The organism is Halomonas sp. BL6 (assembly GCF_006228115.1).
GTDB classification, from domain to species: Bacteria; Pseudomonadota; Gammaproteobacteria; order Pseudomonadales; family Halomonadaceae; genus Vreelandella; species Vreelandella piezotolerans.
Genome location: NZ_VDGL01000005.1, coordinates 171,527 through 186,072, shown reverse-complemented (window position 1 = coordinate 186,072; position 14,546 = coordinate 171,527). Strand labels below are relative to the sequence as shown.

Below are 14,546 nucleotides of genomic sequence, written 5' to 3'. Positions count from 1 at the left end.
ATGAGCGAACCTTTTTCATGGTGGGGCGTGCTGAGCGCCGCTGGCGTCCTTACCGGCCTGGGCATCGTGTTTGGCGCCTTGTTGGGTATGGCAAGCGCTCGCTTCAAAGGCGAAGAGAACCCCCTCGTCGAGAACATCGATGCGCTGCTGCCTCAAACCCAATGTGGTCAGTGTGGCTACCCCGGTTGCCGACCCTACGCCGAAGCGATCAATCAGGGCGACGCCATCAATAAGTGCCCTCCCGGGGGCGATGCGACCATACAAGCACTGGCGGACCTGCTGGGCCGTGACCCCGCTCCACTGGACGGCGAAGCCACTGATGAGGATACGGTGGCCTACATTCGCGAAGCCGAGTGTATCGGCTGCACCAAGTGTATTCAGGCGTGCCCGGTGGATGCCATTGTCGGCGCGGCCAAACAGATGCATACGGTGATCGAGGACGAATGTACCGGCTGCGACCTCTGCGTGGCGCCCTGCCCGGTGGATTGCATCGATATGCTGCCCCGACGCAAACCGCTGACTCAGTGGGACCCGATCGTGAGCGACCGCCAACCACTTAGGAGCGTGCATGCGAGCCAATGACTTTCCAGGCGGCATCTACCCGCCCGAACGCAAAGAGCGCTCGAATCGAGCGCCGCTGCGCATCGCACCGCTGCCCAATGTGGTCGCGCTACCGCTGTCGCAACACACCGGTAAAGCGGCGCTGCCCTGCGTGAACGTGGGCGATGCGGTCGACACAGGCACGCCAGTCGCCCGTCGCGACGGAATGGTCTCAGCCAATGTGCACGCCAGTATCAGCGGCACCGTGATCGAGATCACCGACAGCGACATCGTCATTCAAGGCGATGGTGAAGATCGCCGGATAACGCTACCGCCATTGGATTGGCGCACCACCCATTGCGACGCGCTGCTATCAAGACTGGACGAGGCGGGGCTGGTGGGCCTGGGCGGTGCAGGCTTTCCAACCTACCTCAAAGCCAATGTCAGCCAGCAGCACGCGATTGACACGCTAGTGGTCAATGCCGCCGAGTGCGAGCCTTACATTACCGCCGATGACCTGACGCTACGTTACCATGCGGCGGATGTGCTCGAGGGAGCTCAGTTGCTGGCCCGTCTATGCGGAGCCGCACACATCATCGTCGGTATCGAAGATAACAAGCCTGAGGCCTGTCAAGCGCTCCAAGCCGTTCTCGCTGACCTTGGGCGGCCCGCCAAGGTGGCACTCAAGGTCATCGAGACGCGCTACCCCAGTGGGGGGGAACGCCAGCTCATCAAAAAACTGCTGAATCGCGACGTGCCCAGCGGCGGTCTACCTGCCGATATCGGCGTGCTGTGCCACAACCCCGGAACGCTGATGGCGGCACTGCAAGCGGTTCGCGACGGGACGCCTGTGGTAGAAAGAGTCGTCACGCTCACCGGTGATGCCATTGCTCATCCTGGCAACTACTGGGTGCGTGTAGGCACCTCGATCGCGTCGCTTCTGGAGCAGGTGGGCTTAGTGCAAGAACGGCTCCATCGCGTGGTAGTCGGCGGGCCGATGATGGGTACGCCTCTAACCTCATTGGCCGCTCCCGTCACCAAAACCACCAACTGTCTGATTGCTGCCACAGAAGAGGAGCTGCCGCCAGCGCCAGCGGAAGCCCCCTGCATTCGCTGCGGAGCGTGTGAAAGCGTGTGTCCTGCTCAATTGCTTCCCCAGCAGTTGCACTGGTATGCCCGCGCCCAAAACGACACCGCCCTCGACGCTCACCATCTGTTCGATTGCATCGAGTGCGGTGCCTGCAGCTACGTTTGCCCGAGCGCGATCCCCCTGGTGCAGGACTACCGCTCGGCGAAACAGCGCATTCGACATAAACGCATCGAGACCGCCAAAGCGGAACACGCCAAACATCGCTTTGAATTTCGTCAGGCACGGCTGGCCAGAGAAGAGGCAGAGAAGAAAGCGCGCCGCCAGGCTCGCCTTGCCCAACAGTCGCCCAGCGCGAATGGCACCATGGACTCGCCCTCCCTCCCCGTGGCGGATCTGCGCAGCTTGCGCATTGCTCAAACGGCTGCAAAAGCGGCCGTGCGTAAAGCGGAGAAAGTATTGGCGCGGGCCGCCGCTGAAGACCCGCAGCAGCGCCACGACGACTTGGAGACCCAACTCGCCACTGCTCAAGAGAATCTCAAAGCGGCAGAAGCGCGACTGGCCGAAGCCCGCGCCGCCAGTGAGTATAAGGAAGCCCCATGAGCATGATGCACGCCTCTCATCTAGGGGGCACTCCCTCGACAGCTCATACCATGCGCTGGGTCATCGCCGCCATGCTACCCGGTCTCGGGATGATGACGCTCTATTTTGGACTCGGGGTGCTCAGCAACGTACTGATCGCGGCGCTTTTGGCCGTCGCCGCTGAAGCGTTCATTCTGAGACTACGCCGTCGCCCCGTCTGGCCAACGCTCAATGACGCCAGCGCCCTGCTCACCGGGGTTTTGCTAGGTGCCTCACTACCGCCTGCCAGCCCATGGTGGCTAATAGGCGTGGGTGTGATCGCCGCCGTCGTCGTTGCCAAGCAACTTTACGGTGGCTTGGGCCACAATCCGTTCAACCCTGCAATGGTGGGTTATGCACTTCTGCTCGTATCGTTTCCCACGCAAATGACGCTCTGGGCACCTCCACAAGCAATCTGGTCCGATACGTTATGGCCGCAAATATTAGGAACCGTGCCCATGACCACGCTGGATGCACTCAGCGGCGCTACGCCACTCGATGCCTTCAAACACAAGGGCGAGGCCGTGCTCGCCAGTGAGTTCTGGGCATCGTCGCCACTTCCAGAAGGCACGTTGGCGGCTTGGCGCAATATCGCCCTGGCATGGCTGATAGGGGGCTTGGTATTGATCGTCAAGCGGCTGATCAGTTGGCATATCCCGGTTGCCATGCTGGGCAGCATGCTGCTGCTCTCTGCGCTGTTTTACGCCAGCGACACCAGCCACTTTGCCTCTCCGCTGTTTCATCTTGTCACTGGGGCAACGCTGTTTGGCGCCTTTTTCATTGCCACCGACCCGGTGTCGTCAGCCACCAGCCGCCGGGGAAAGCTGTTCTACGGCGCGGGCATTGGGGTACTGATCATCCTGATTCGACATTTAGGCGGTTATCCCGATGCCGTCGCTTTTGCGGTGTTGCTGATGAATCTCTGCGTGCCACTGCTGGATACTGTCAGCGTACCACGCCCAGTGGGGCAATCTACCGCTCACTCCGGAACCAAGAGGAGCGCGCCATGACGCCCCAGCACGCCATGCGACGCGGTGCGTTGGCTCTGGGCCTGTTTGCCCTCGTCACTGCCGGCAGCGTCACCCTCACCCGCGCCGTGACGGCGGAACGTATTGCCGCGCATCAGCTCGCCTATCAGCATCGTCAGCTGCAGGAAGTACTCCCCGCGCCACTGGCCACGGCACCGGTTCAAACCGTTCTAGAGGGCACGTTTTCGTTACCCGCTCCCTCATTATTGGGCCACCGGACGCCACAAGAGGGTTGGCGGGTGCAGCAAGGCGGCGACGCCGTCACCATTCTGCCGGTCGTTACCCGCCAAGGATATAACGGCGAGATTCGCCTCCTAGTAGCCATTGACCAGAGCGGCGAGATAACCGGTGTGCGCGTCACTCACCATCAAGAGACGCCAGGGCTTGGCGACGATATCGAACGCTCCCGGAGCGACTGGATCACATCGTTCGACGGATTGAGCCTACAAAGCCTATCCCCCAGCGGCTGGGCGGTTCGTAAAGAGGGCGGCGACTTCGACAGTTTTACCGGCGCAACGATCACGCCACGGGCCGTGATCAACGCCGTACACGATACGTTACGCTATTATCACCAACAGCTCGCCCGGCAGGAGTCAGCCCTATGAGCCAATGGAGAGAGCTGGCCCGTGAAGGGCTTTGGTCGAACAATCCAGCGCTGGTGCAATTACTCGGGCTATGCCCACTGCTGGCCGTCAGCGCCAGCGTAGTGAACGCATTAGGCTTGGCGCTGGCGACACTGTTGGTGCTGGTGGGGTCCAGCACGACGATCTCGCTGATTCGCCACCAAGTGCCCAGTGCCGTGCGCTTGCCTGCGTTCGTCATGGTGATTGCCGCCTTCGTGACCTGCGCCGAGCTACTGATGGCCGCGTTTGCTTATTCGCTGTATCAAATACTAGGCATCTTCATTCCGCTTATCGTGACCAACTGCGCCATATTGGGTCGCGCGGAGGCGTTTGCCTCCCGCCAACCCGTGCTGCCCGCGGCGATCGATGGTTTGATGATGGGATTGGGGTTTGGTGCCGTGCTGGTGCTCATGGGCGCGATTCGCGAGCTCATGGGCCAGGGCACCCTGTTGAGCGACATGGCGCTGCTGTTGGGGCCCGTGGCCGCTGACTGGCAGATCACCCTGGTGGCGGATTACCAGTTTCTCTTTTTCCTTCTGCCGCCTGGCGCTTTCTTCGTAGCCGGGCTTTTGATCGCACTCAAAAATGCGCTGGATGCGCGGCGCGCTTTCCGGGCAGCGCCGACGACGAGCACCCCGCGCGCCGAGCGGCGCGTGCGAGTGACCGGCACCATCAAGTAACCAAGAGAACACACCATGAATGCCCAAAAGCGTCATGAGATTTTCGCGCGCCTACAGGCGGAAAACCCGCACCCCACCACCGAACTCAACTGGAGCACGCCGTTCGAGCTGCTCGCGGCGGTACTGCTTTCCGCCCAAGCCACCGACGTAGGCGTCAACAAAGCAACGGCCCGGCTTTTTCCGGTCGCCAATACGCCCCAAGCCATTATCGAACTAGGTATCGACGGCCTAAAACAGCACATCAAAACCATTGGGCTGTTCAATACCAAGGCAGACAATCTCATGAAAACCTGCCACCTGCTGGTCGACCAGCATGGCGGTCAGGTCCCGCAAACTCGCAAAGCGCTTGAGGCGCTCCCCGGGGTGGGTCGCAAGACCGCCAATGTGATTTTAAATACGGCCTTTGGTCAGCCTACCATTGCGGTGGATACGCACATTTTTCGCGTATCGAACCGCACCGGCATCGCCAAGGGCAAGGACGTCATCGAGGTCGAACGAAAGCTGCTGCGCCATGTCCCCAGTGTCTTCAAGCAAGACGCCCATCATTGGCTGATACTACATGGGCGTTACACGTGCATTGCGCGAAAACCTCGCTGCGGTAGCTGTATCATCGAAGATCTGTGCGACTATAAAGAAAAGACCGAGCTTGCCTAACGGCATGCCACCGCCAGGATCGTCCCATGCCAAGCACCACTGCTGACCTCTACCGCCAGCCTATTACCCAGCGTATCGATGCCCTGCTGCAACTTTCCAGGCAGCACGCCGAACGTTTTTGCAGCCCCGATGCCTGGCTGGCCCGCCAGCGCTATATGGCCAAGCATCCGACGTCGATTGTGGTGATGAAATGTATGGATGGCCGAATCCATATTCCCCACGCCACGCAGACACCGCTTGGAATCATCACACCGTTTCGTAATCTAGGCGGTATTTTCGACCTAGGCTGGCCTTATCTCGGCGAGCTGCTCACCGAGACTGTCTTGCAAGCCACTCAGAGCGGTCGCGCCACGCTGTTGCTGATTACTTACCATTTTTCCAGCGGACATCCCGCACGGGGGTGCGCCGGGTTCAACTGCGATGCCGACGCGGCCAAAGCCCACGCGTACGCCATTGCTCAGCAAGCAGGCCAGCTGTTTGGCCACGACCATCAGCAGGTCTACCCGCTCGTGTGCGGCTTTGAAACCGACAGCGACGCCATGATTCTTCACGGCCAAGGTGGCGAGGTGCTCGATATACGCGACTGGATCGATCGACCAGCGAATGATTTACATGCCACGTTAGCGAGCCTTTGTCCCGACATGCCAGATGATGTTCAACGAGATCTGCTGCCGCTGCTGCTGGGCAACATGGCCCATGTAAGCGAGCTAAGCGGCGTGACCCGAGAGCTCGAAATCGAGCATCGCGAGTGGGTCATCTGCATTGGACGCGGCTTCGACTTCTTGCACCTACCTAACACCGCGTTGATCATCGGTCCCTACGGACCAGACCTGGCGGCCCCATTGTCGACCGCCGCAAGCATTATCGAGGCCAACATGCGTGCGGGGCGAATTCCCAAGGACGGTTTTATGCTTTTGGCGTCAACGCCTTACCAAGATAGCGGTGTGGACCGTGCGAGGGCCGTATTGAAATCGCGATTTTTATCGAATTTTGCCGAGCAGGTGATTCGCGATCATCACCCTGGGCTTGCCGACAAGATGCGCCGCCATACGGCGATCGTTCACTGGCCCACCCGGCGCATGGAGTCACTCGACGCCCCTTGCATCAGCAGATGACGATATACGGCTTGCCAACGCGGCCACTCCCAGGAGCACGTGTCAAGCAACGCAGGCTGGCACGTCGGATCCAATAACCACGCTTTTAAACGATGAAACAGCCCCTCTTGCGTGCCATCATAGCGATATTCATTTGGGTAAAGCTCCGGGAAACAAAGCCGGTCCGGCACTAGCGGCGTGGCACCTCGTTGGGTGGCTTCCATGATGGCCAATCCTTGAAACTCATGCCAGGTGGTCGATACGACGATGCCGCCGCCTTCGAGCAGCGCGCGATACTTTTTTTCTGGCTGCGCCCCCCAGCAAACGATATGTGCCGCCAAACGCTTCTGGGCCTCGGCGAAAATCCCCGGCACCTCGCGAAACTGCTGTCCCAACACCGCCAACTCGAACGGCACTTGCTGCTCGCTAAGCTTGAACAGTACCTTGAAGAAATCCTCTGGGTTTTTGTCATACTCCCAGCGGTGGTTCCAAATCAGTCGCTGCGGATTGGGGTTGACGACCGCACGACCACCGGCGGCAGCAATCGGCACGGGCACGATGCGGGCCGCTCTCCGCAAACGTTCAAGGGGCTGGGCCGCGGGCAGATTCTCCGGCATTTTTTTCAAGAAACGTCGCGCGCCATCGAAAAAGGAGTCACGGTTGTAGGCCGTGTTGAATACCAGCTCATCTGCCGCCAGCGCAGCGTACAGGTTGACCATCTTTGCCTCGACTTGGGGAATTTGCTCGCTGGATTCCGGGTAAGCAAACTGGTTTTCATGAAAATAGACCACCTTGCGTGCCTGTCCTAAGTGGGGGAACAATCCCACCAACGTGGCGATATCCACCATGGAAGTCGCCAGGATCACATCGTAGCGCTGGCTCAATGTCGCCTGCTCTTTCAACCACCAACTCAAAGGGTTGCCACGAATACGCCAAGAGAAGTGACGCGCTGGCAAGCTCAGCAGCGTCCATTCGACCTCGGTCACCTCCGCCATCAATGTATTTGCCCAATAGCGGTGGCTAACCGCCTCGTAAGCCGATAACAATAAAATGCGCATCATCTCTCTACCGGTGAAGCGTCCTCGCCGTGTGCCACATTCGGCCAAGGTCGTCTTGGCCGAATGCCTCACGCTACATACACTTAAATCATCGCTTGCAGTCTGACTGCGCATCTAACGCCGCTGGGGAAACCGTAATGGCCAATGTATTAGTGGTCGATGATGAACCGAATATTCTACTGTCCCTCGAGTTCCTCATGTCCCATGCCGGGCTGACGGTGATTACCGCTACCGACGGTGAAACGGCATTGCAGCGAATTGCCGACACCTCTCCCGACCTGCTGCTGCTAGACATTAGCCTGCCGGGTATCAGTGGCTTCGAAGTATTGGAACAGCTGCGTCGCTCAGAGCGCGAGCGGCACCTGCCGGTCATCATGTTAACGGCACATGGGCGGGAAGTAGAGCGCGAAAAGGGATTAGCGTTGGGTGCCGATGACTACGTTACTAAGCCGTTCTCGACCCACCAATTAGTCGAGAAAGTCAAAGCACTGCTTGGCGAGCGTGACACATGACGTTCAAAGGCCTTCCAAAGCGACAGCGCCTGGTGGGTGCTTGGCTGCTTCTCAGTGGCATCAGCCTGCTGGGCGGCGTGCTGTTTGCGGCGTGGCTGGATAGTCAGATCGCGCTCTCCGGCTTGGCGCGTGTGGCGCTGTGGCTTGGCAGCCTTTCCGGGGGGATGACATTGTGCCTGATGGGCGTACTGCTAGAACGTCGGTTATTAGCGCCCTTACGGCATTTACAAACTCAGTTGGCCCGGTGGGTGGCCAACCCAGACGCCCAAGACGAGGAGGCTCCAGAAGGTTGGCTAAAAGGGCTAGGCCCTGATCTACGCCGCGTCAGCCAAAGCTGGCGCGCCGACCGCATGCGGCTCGCCACCGCCCATGCCGAGGGGGCGCGTAGCGCTTCGCGTATTCGGCAAGAGTTGGAAACCCTGCTTCAGGTACTGGAAACACCACTGCTGCTGTGTGATCGGCATCGTCGGGTGATGCTGTTCAATCAAGCCGCCGAAACGTTCTTTACTGGCAATACCGGGTTAGGGCTGGGGAAGCGCCTGGATGCCCTACTGCCGACCGCAACGCTAGCCAATGCCATGGCACAACTGCCCGACGATGGTTCACCTCGTGAAATGCTCACCCACTGCGGCCAGCGCTGGGTAAAAGTGGTGATTCGGCGGGTTCCAGGCAGTGAGCGCGAGACGCTCGTGACCTGTAGCGATGCCACGACCACTTGGAACAATGAAATGGGCGTGCGGGCCGAGCTCAACCGTCGCCTCCCGCCACTGCGCCAGCATGCCGCCAACGTTAGCAGTGCCGTCGACGCGCTGCGTCATATCCACGCCACGAACGTCCCCCTTGAACTGCGAACACGCTTAGAGGGGGTCATGCACGATGAGAGCCAAGCACTGAATCAGCACGTGGCTGAGTTCGCCACGCTACTGGATGATCTTCAGTATCACGGTGAACGCTTGCGGCCCATTTGGTCCAATGACTTCTGGCAGGCGCTGGATGAGCGTCTCGACCCAGCCCACCGTTTGATTACACCGATTGGTGTTCCCGCTTGGTTCAAAGGGGATGCCCCGGCACTGATCGAACTCTTCGCATCATTGGTGGAACATCTTCGCTGCCACTTGCCTACCCGTGGCTTTGAAGGAGAAATCTCGCTTCAACCGAAACGTGCCTACGTTGACTTGATGTGGCAGGGCGCGCCCGTTCCTGAAGGCGAACTCAGCGTTTGGCGAGATACGATCTTGAACACGCTACCACTTGGCCCGGCGGTGGCCGATATTCTGCGTCAGCACGCTACAGATATTTGGAGCGTAGCCGATGCGGATAAGTGCCATGCTCGACTGCGACTCCCGCTACCCGCGATTACACAAACCCACGCGCCAAGAGAGATGGCTCCCCCTCGTCCGGAATTTCATGATTTTGGTATCGCACAGCTACCTGCGCCCGACGAAGCCCTCGCCCATCGGGCGATACGCTGCTTGGAGATCGTGGCGTTCGATACCGAAACCACTGGTCTCGAGCTACGCCGGGGAGACACGGTGGTAAGCCTTGGCGCTTGTCGCATCGTCAATGGCCGCTTATTGGCAAGCGACGCGTTCGATCACTACGTCGATCCCCAGCGGCCCATTCCCGCCGCCAGCACCGTCATTCATGGCATTACTGACGCGGACGTAGCGGATGCAGAACCGCTTCACACCGTATTGGCTCAGTTCCGGGATTACGTAGGGGACGCCGTCATGCTCGCTCATAATGCGGCGTTCGACATGTTGGCCATCAGCGGGCACGGCGTTCATTTCGACATCCCCGTGCTGGACACGCTGCTGATCTCCAAAGCGCTAGATGAAGCGCTGGATGGGCACGACCTGGATACGTTAGCCAGGCGTTATGATTTACATTTTCCGCCCAACACCCGGCATACCGCACTGGGCGATGCTCGTGTCACCGCCGAGCTTTGGCTAGCCCTCTTGCCCCGTTTGGAAGCCCGCGGTATCGACACGCTAGAAGAGCTGCTGGCCCTCCAGGCCAATGCGTTCGATAAGGAAGACGCCAGTGCGCCATAATGCACCTGCCCCTCACCCTCGGCAGCAGGCGCGTCGCTTCGCCCTTGCGCTACTAGCGCTGTTTTTATTCAGCCCGCCCATCTTACTTATAGTCGATCGGTTGCCTGGTATACTGGGCTGGCTACCGCTCTATCTCTTCTTGGCTTGGGGGTGGGTGATTGGCCTGGCTGCCTGGCTGGCAAAACGCCCCAAGCAACCATGAACATGCGCAGCGACTGGGTAGTGTTGGGCGCCGCCTTTGGCTACTTAGCCCTGCTTTTCTTGGTCGCAGCCTGGGGGGACCGACGAGCCGAACAGGGGCGCTCACTCATCAACTCGCCTACTGTCTATGCGTTATCGATAGCCGTGTACTGCACTGCCTGGACGTTTTACGGCAGCGTCGGGCGCGCAGCGCAGTTCGGACCTAGCTTCTTGCTGATCTATTTGGGACCCACGCTGGCCATGCTGCTGGCCCCTTTTACGTTGCGCAAAATGGTGCGGATCGCCGCTCGGCAGCGTATCACTTCCATCGCCGATTTCATTAGCGCCCGTTATGGGAAAAGTTCGCTACTTGGCGCACTGGTGGCCGTCATGGCATTGATCACGATTACGCCGTATATAGCACTCCAGCTCAAAGCCATCACGGTGAGTCATGCGGTACTGATGAACTATCCCCTAGGTGCCGATACCACGCTCGAACATGAACGCTTCTGGATGGATCGCTCCTTTTGGATTGCGATCGTCTTGGCCCTGTTCATCATTCTGTTCGGCACCCGTCATCTTGATGCCAGCGAGCGACATGAAGGCATGGTAGCGGCCATCGCCGTCGAGTCCTTGGTCAAGCTGGTGGCGTTTCTGGCAGTCGGTATCTTCGTCACTTTCCTTCTGTTCGAAGGCCCTGGCGCTCTTCTAGCAGCCACCGCCGAGGCGCCAGCACTCATCACTAGCATGCATTTGGAGAACGTTCCTGGTGGTGCGACGGGCTGGGTCGGCATGCTAATGCTCGCGTTTTTGGCCTTCTTCACGTTGCCCAGGCAGTTTCAGGTCCTGGTCGTAGAGAGCGTGGATGAGCAGCACTTGGAGCGTGCCAGTTGGCTCTTTCCGCTCTATTTGCTACTGATCAACCTGTTCGTCATTCCTATTGCGTTGGCAGGCGTCCTCTTGGGCGAGAGTGACCCGGATAGCTTCGTGCTCACGCTACCGCTCTCCGCAGGGCTAGATGGTTTACCACTATTGGTGTTCATTGGCGGACTCTCGGCGGCCACCGGCATGGTCATCGTCGAAACCATCGCGCTGTCTACCATGGTGAGTAACCAACTAGTGATGCCACTTTTATTAAAACTAAAAGGCTGGCAAACAGGACGCCATGGTCGCCTCGCCATTTGGCTTTTGAACATCCGGCGTATCGCCATTTTGGTCATTTTGATCATGGGCTATCTCTACCATGCACTGATTGGCGATAGCTACAGTTTGGTGACTATTGGACTGGTCTCGTTTGCGGGCGTGGCACAATTTGCCCCTGCGCTATTGATCGGCCTTTATTGGCGCGGGGCGACTCGTCAAGGCGCCACCTGGGGATTAGTGGCAGGCTTTTGGGTATGGTGCTACACGCTGCTACTGCCGGGATTTGCCCAGTCCGGTTGGTTGGAAGCAGAGTTCATGACACAAGGCCCTTGGGGCATCGGCTGGCTCGCCCCCTACGCCTTACTGGGACTCAGCGGGTGGGATATCTACACACACTCGCTGTTTTGGAGCATGACCGCAAACGTCGGCTTATTGGTCGCGGTGTCGCTCTTCACGCGAGCCACGCCCATGGAGCAAGCGCAGGCAGCGCTCTTCACCGAGGCTCTGCACCCCCATTTACCTACAGCGTCTAGCTGGCAAGGCCAAACTACCGAAGGTGACTTATATGCCCTACTCGTCCGCTATCTGGGCCATGGGGCAACGCACAAGGTATTTCGCAACGCCCCTCCTTCGCTCTTGAAGGAGACCGATGCTCAGCAACGTCCCGCGTCGAGAGAGTTGATCACTCGTGCCGAACAAGCTCTGGCCGGGTCGCTTGGCAACGCGTCTGCCAGCGTCTTGATACACTCCGTTCTACGCGGTGAGGCACTGGACATGGCCTCGATACTCACCATTCTCGACACGACCTCGCAGGCTTTGGAGTACAACCGCCAATTAGAGCAAAAATCCCAGGAGTTAGCTCGCATTGGCGAGGAGCTGCGCCGTGCCAATGAGCAGCTGCGGGAAGTGGATCGAATGAAGGATGAGTTCGTGGCGATGGTCAGTCACGAGCTTCGCACTCCGCTCACTTCCATCCGTTCGTTTGCCGAGATTTTGCGTGACACACCCACCATTGAGGCTGAAAAACGCCAGCAATTTCTGGACATCATGGTGCTCGAGAGTGAGCGTTTGTCTCGATTGATCGACGAAATTCTTGACTTGGCGCGGCTCGAGAGCGGCCACCTATCCCTCCAGCCCATTACGGTTGACTTGATTCACATTGCGCAGCAAAGCCGCCAAGCACTGGCACGACTGCACGCCGAGCAGGGCATCGATGTCGAGTGGGTTTGTGATGTCTCCAATGCGCCCGTCATGGCCGATCCAGATCGCCTTGAACAGGTCATCATCAATCTGTTGGAGAATGCGCGAAAGTTTGCCAACCCAGAACATCCGCGCATACGTTTACACGTTTACGAAGCGGACCAAGGATATTGCCTGAGCATTGAGGATAATGGGCCAGGCATCCCGATCGGTGAACGTGACAATGTATTCGAAAAGTTTTATCAATTGACGTTATCGAAAAACGAGCATGCGTCTCACCGGCCCAAAGGAAGCGGTTTAGGCTTACCCATCAGCCGTGCCATTATTCACCACTTAGATGGCGAGCTTTGGGTAGACGCTTCTTCTTTAGGCGGTGCTGCGATGACGCTTTCGCTTCCACGACACATCGTTTAAGTAAACAATTGTGCCATTCAACGCACTGTGACCTAGTGTAACTAGCACACGTTTGTATTTTTACGCTATTCTGCGCGTCCGCCCGTTTTCCCTCTGACAGTTGGAGCAGCGGCATTATGCAAGGGTCAGCGCAAGATAAGACGACTACCGACCAGTACACCATTGCAATACAGCCAATTGTCGACGCTCGCCTACAACATGTAGCTGATGAGCTACTGTATCGTGGCGACTGTTCGGCCAGTAGTGCCGCCATTTTCGATGATGTGCAAGCCACCGCTCGTGCTTGTGCTGTCGCTATTTATGAAATCGGCCTGGATAAACTGTGTGGTCAGCGTAAGCTTTTTATCAATGCCTCTGGAGAGTGGTTACTCAACCCCGACTTAGGCGGCCTGCCGCAGAGTCAAATCGTCATTGAAATACTCGAAGATACCGAGGTCAATAACGCGCTATTGCATGCATTACGTAAGCTGAAATACCAAGGCTATACGTTAGCGCTTGATGATTTCGAATTGACCGACGCAAACCGTGCACTATTAGCCTTAGCGGATATTGTTAAATTCGATATCTCTACCGGGCTCCCCACTGCGCTCATTCAACGTCTTTATAAAGATGGCTATACGCTGTTAGCCGAGCGTGTAGAAACTTACGAAGAGTTTGAAAAGTGTAAGGCGCTTGGATTTAGCTTATTTCAAGGGTATTTTTACCAGCGGCCTCAGGTACAAACCACAAACACGCAGCGACATAGCACATCACGCGCTAATCAAATGCAACTGCTGGCTCAGCTTTACAGCGATAGAGTGCGCTTGCCTGCTTTGAGTACGCTCATTGCACGTGACCCCTATTTATTGAACGCCGTCCTTAAACGCGCCAATTCGGCAGAAAAGGCAGCTCAGCACCCTGTCCACAAACTACTCGACTGTATTCATATCATCGGGTTGAAAGAGTTACGCACGCTGGTATCGATCATCATGTTAGCGGGCAATAATCCTGCGAGCAAAATCAACCTCATTAGCGGATTGACTCGGGCATTTGCATGCGAAGCACTTGCCGAGCAACGCGGGTTAGACGAGGAAGAAGGCTTTATCACCGGACTCTTTTCGCATATGCCGGTCATCATAGGGATCGACCTCGAAACGATGCTTAAGGAGCTACCACTGAGCCAGCCGATCCATCAGGCGCTTATCCAACGTCAAGGCCCACTTGGCGAGCTGCTTGCACATATCGAAGCCACTGAGCGCGGTAGCCCTCCTGCCGATGTGCCTGCAGAGTTGATACTGCAGGCGGCGGCTGAAGCACGAACGCTAATGGACTCGCACATTAGCTAGTGGGTGGGTTCTCCCGGCGAGGGTCTGACTCGAACATCGCATCGCCCACTTCATCGATATAGCGCTGCGCCTTCGACACCATCAAGGCGTCGCATGCGTCCCGCCCAGGCACCATGTCAGAACGCTCGAAACGGTGCTCCTGCGCCCCGCCCTGGTTGTCCAGTTTACGGATCCAACCGCTTACCCGATACTGACCACTTTGATGATCGGGCTGCGAAACGATGAGATACTCTTTGTACTCCACCGGTTCGGCGGCTTTGGTGCCGGTGTTCGTTTCGTCGCTGCCGTGGCCCCCAAACAGGCCTGAAAGCAATTTTTTAAACATAAAGACTC

General features: G+C 58.0%; 14 protein-coding genes. 12 read left to right on the top strand and 2 right to left on the bottom strand.

Annotated elements, in window-relative coordinates:
• Genes rsxB through FHJ80_RS12050 form a run of 7 tightly spaced genes read left to right on the top strand, consistent with a single transcriptional unit; the run spans nt 1 to nt 6,348 of the window.
• Nucleotides 1-582: an electron transport complex subunit RsxB gene (gene rsxB, locus FHJ80_RS12080; protein WP_139527425.1), complete on the top strand. Its 582-nt coding sequence runs from the start codon at nt 1-3 to the stop codon at nt 580-582.
• Entirely contained in the window at nt 569-2,230 is a 1,662-nt protein-coding gene (gene rsxC / locus FHJ80_RS12075) for an electron transport complex subunit RsxC (RefSeq protein ID WP_139527423.1), read from the top strand. The genes rsxB and rsxC overlap by 14 nt, the downstream gene beginning before the upstream one ends.
• Nucleotides 2,227-3,258: an RnfABCDGE type electron transport complex subunit D gene (locus FHJ80_RS12070; RefSeq protein ID WP_139527421.1), complete on the top strand. Its 1,032-nt coding sequence runs from the start codon at nt 2,227-2,229 to the stop codon at nt 3,256-3,258. The genes rsxC and FHJ80_RS12070 overlap by 4 nt, the downstream gene beginning before the upstream one ends.
• A complete protein-coding gene (gene rsxG / locus FHJ80_RS12065; protein WP_139527419.1) occupies nt 3,255-3,881 on the top strand; it encodes an electron transport complex subunit RsxG in 627 nt (208 codons plus the stop codon). The genes FHJ80_RS12070 and rsxG overlap by 4 nt, the downstream gene beginning before the upstream one ends.
• Nucleotides 3,878-4,579 (top strand): electron transport complex subunit E, encoded by a 702-nt coding sequence (locus tag FHJ80_RS12060; protein WP_139527417.1) that lies wholly within the window; start codon nt 3,878-3,880, stop codon nt 4,577-4,579. Before rsxG ends, FHJ80_RS12060 begins: the two co-directional genes overlap by 4 nt.
• A 15-nt stretch (nt 4,580-4,594) precedes the next feature.
• Nucleotides 4,595-5,233: an endonuclease III gene (gene nth / locus FHJ80_RS12055; protein ID WP_139527415.1), complete on the top strand. Its 639-nt coding sequence runs from the start codon at nt 4,595-4,597 to the stop codon at nt 5,231-5,233.
• Between the two features lie 26 nt (nt 5,234-5,259).
• Nucleotides 5,260-6,348 (top strand): hypothetical protein, encoded by a 1,089-nt coding sequence (locus FHJ80_RS12050; protein ID WP_139527412.1) that lies wholly within the window; start codon nt 5,260-5,262, stop codon nt 6,346-6,348.
• Here the strand turns inward: FHJ80_RS12050 and FHJ80_RS12045 are convergent.
• Nucleotides 6,294-7,385 carry a DUF3524 domain-containing protein gene (locus tag FHJ80_RS12045; RefSeq protein ID WP_139527748.1) on the bottom strand — a complete coding sequence of 364 codons (1,092 nt, stop codon included), beginning with the start codon at nt 7,383-7,385 and terminating at the stop codon, nt 6,294-6,296. The genes FHJ80_RS12050 and FHJ80_RS12045 overlap by 55 nt on opposite strands.
• Before the next feature lie 137 nt (nt 7,386-7,522).
• Here FHJ80_RS12045 and FHJ80_RS12040 point away from each other — a divergent pair, with 137 nt between their 5' ends.
• The 5 genes from FHJ80_RS12040 to FHJ80_RS12020 all read left to right on the top strand — a co-directional run bounded on the left by FHJ80_RS12040 (nt 7,523) and on the right by FHJ80_RS12020 (nt 14,213).
• Nucleotides 7,523-7,897 carry a response regulator transcription factor gene (locus tag FHJ80_RS12040; RefSeq protein ID WP_139527410.1) on the top strand — a complete coding sequence of 125 codons (375 nt, stop codon included), beginning with the start codon at nt 7,523-7,525 and terminating at the stop codon, nt 7,895-7,897.
• On the top strand, nt 7,894-9,951 hold the full coding sequence (locus FHJ80_RS12035; protein ID WP_139527409.1) for a 3'-5' exonuclease: 2,058 nt from the start codon (nt 7,894-7,896) through the stop codon (nt 9,949-9,951). Before FHJ80_RS12040 ends, FHJ80_RS12035 begins: the two co-directional genes overlap by 4 nt.
• Complete coding sequence (locus FHJ80_RS12030; RefSeq protein ID WP_139527407.1) at nt 9,941-10,153, top strand: hypothetical protein; 213 nt, start codon at nt 9,941-9,943, stop codon at nt 10,151-10,153. The genes FHJ80_RS12035 and FHJ80_RS12030 overlap by 11 nt, the downstream gene beginning before the upstream one ends.
• A 2-nt stretch (nt 10,154-10,155) precedes the next feature.
• Nucleotides 10,156-12,888 carry a sensor histidine kinase gene (locus FHJ80_RS12025; protein ID WP_139527405.1) on the top strand — a complete coding sequence of 911 codons (2,733 nt, stop codon included), beginning with the start codon at nt 10,156-10,158 and terminating at the stop codon, nt 12,886-12,888.
• Between the two features lie 116 nt (nt 12,889-13,004).
• The gene (locus FHJ80_RS12020; RefSeq protein WP_139527404.1) at nt 13,005-14,213 is read left to right on the top strand and encodes an EAL and HDOD domain-containing protein; all 1,209 of its coding nucleotides are present in this window, start codon (nt 13,005-13,007) and stop codon (nt 14,211-14,213) included.
• Here FHJ80_RS12020 and FHJ80_RS12015 read toward each other — a convergent pair.
• A complete protein-coding gene (locus FHJ80_RS12015; protein WP_139527402.1) occupies nt 14,206-14,538 on the bottom strand; it encodes an HlyU family transcriptional regulator in 333 nt (110 codons plus the stop codon). The genes FHJ80_RS12020 and FHJ80_RS12015 overlap by 8 nt on opposite strands.
• Nucleotides 14,539-14,546 lie beyond the last annotated feature (8 nt).

What these genes read in the sequence shown, in the direction of transcription:
- rsxB (WP_139527425.1), top strand. Translation starts at nt 1, where the DNA reads ATGAGCGAACCTTTTTCATGGTGGGGCGTGCTGAGCGCCGCTGGCGTC.
- rsxC (WP_139527423.1), top strand. Translation starts at nt 569, where the DNA reads ATGCGAGCCAATGACTTTCCAGGCGGCATCTACCCGCCCGAACGCAAA.
- FHJ80_RS12070 (WP_139527421.1), top strand. Translation starts at nt 2,227, where the DNA reads ATGAGCATGATGCACGCCTCTCATCTAGGGGGCACTCCCTCGACAGCT.
- rsxG (WP_139527419.1), top strand. Translation starts at nt 3,255, where the DNA reads ATGACGCCCCAGCACGCCATGCGACGCGGTGCGTTGGCTCTGGGCCTG.
- FHJ80_RS12060 (WP_139527417.1), top strand. Translation starts at nt 3,878, where the DNA reads ATGAGCCAATGGAGAGAGCTGGCCCGTGAAGGGCTTTGGTCGAACAAT.
- nth (WP_139527415.1), top strand. Translation starts at nt 4,595, where the DNA reads ATGAATGCCCAAAAGCGTCATGAGATTTTCGCGCGCCTACAGGCGGAA.
- FHJ80_RS12050 (WP_139527412.1), top strand. Translation starts at nt 5,260, where the DNA reads ATGCCAAGCACCACTGCTGACCTCTACCGCCAGCCTATTACCCAGCGT.
- FHJ80_RS12045 (WP_139527748.1), bottom strand. Translation starts at nt 7,385, where the DNA reads ATGCGCATTTTATTGTTATCGGCTTACGAGGCGGTTAGCCACCGCTAT.
- FHJ80_RS12040 (WP_139527410.1), top strand. Translation starts at nt 7,523, where the DNA reads ATGGCCAATGTATTAGTGGTCGATGATGAACCGAATATTCTACTGTCC.
- FHJ80_RS12035 (WP_139527409.1), top strand. Translation starts at nt 7,894, where the DNA reads ATGACGTTCAAAGGCCTTCCAAAGCGACAGCGCCTGGTGGGTGCTTGG.
- FHJ80_RS12025 (WP_139527405.1), top strand. Translation starts at nt 10,156, where the DNA reads ATGCGCAGCGACTGGGTAGTGTTGGGCGCCGCCTTTGGCTACTTAGCC.
- FHJ80_RS12020 (WP_139527404.1), top strand. Translation starts at nt 13,005, where the DNA reads ATGCAAGGGTCAGCGCAAGATAAGACGACTACCGACCAGTACACCATT.
- FHJ80_RS12015 (WP_139527402.1), bottom strand. Translation starts at nt 14,538, where the DNA reads ATGTTTAAAAAATTGCTTTCAGGCCTGTTTGGGGGCCACGGCAGCGAC.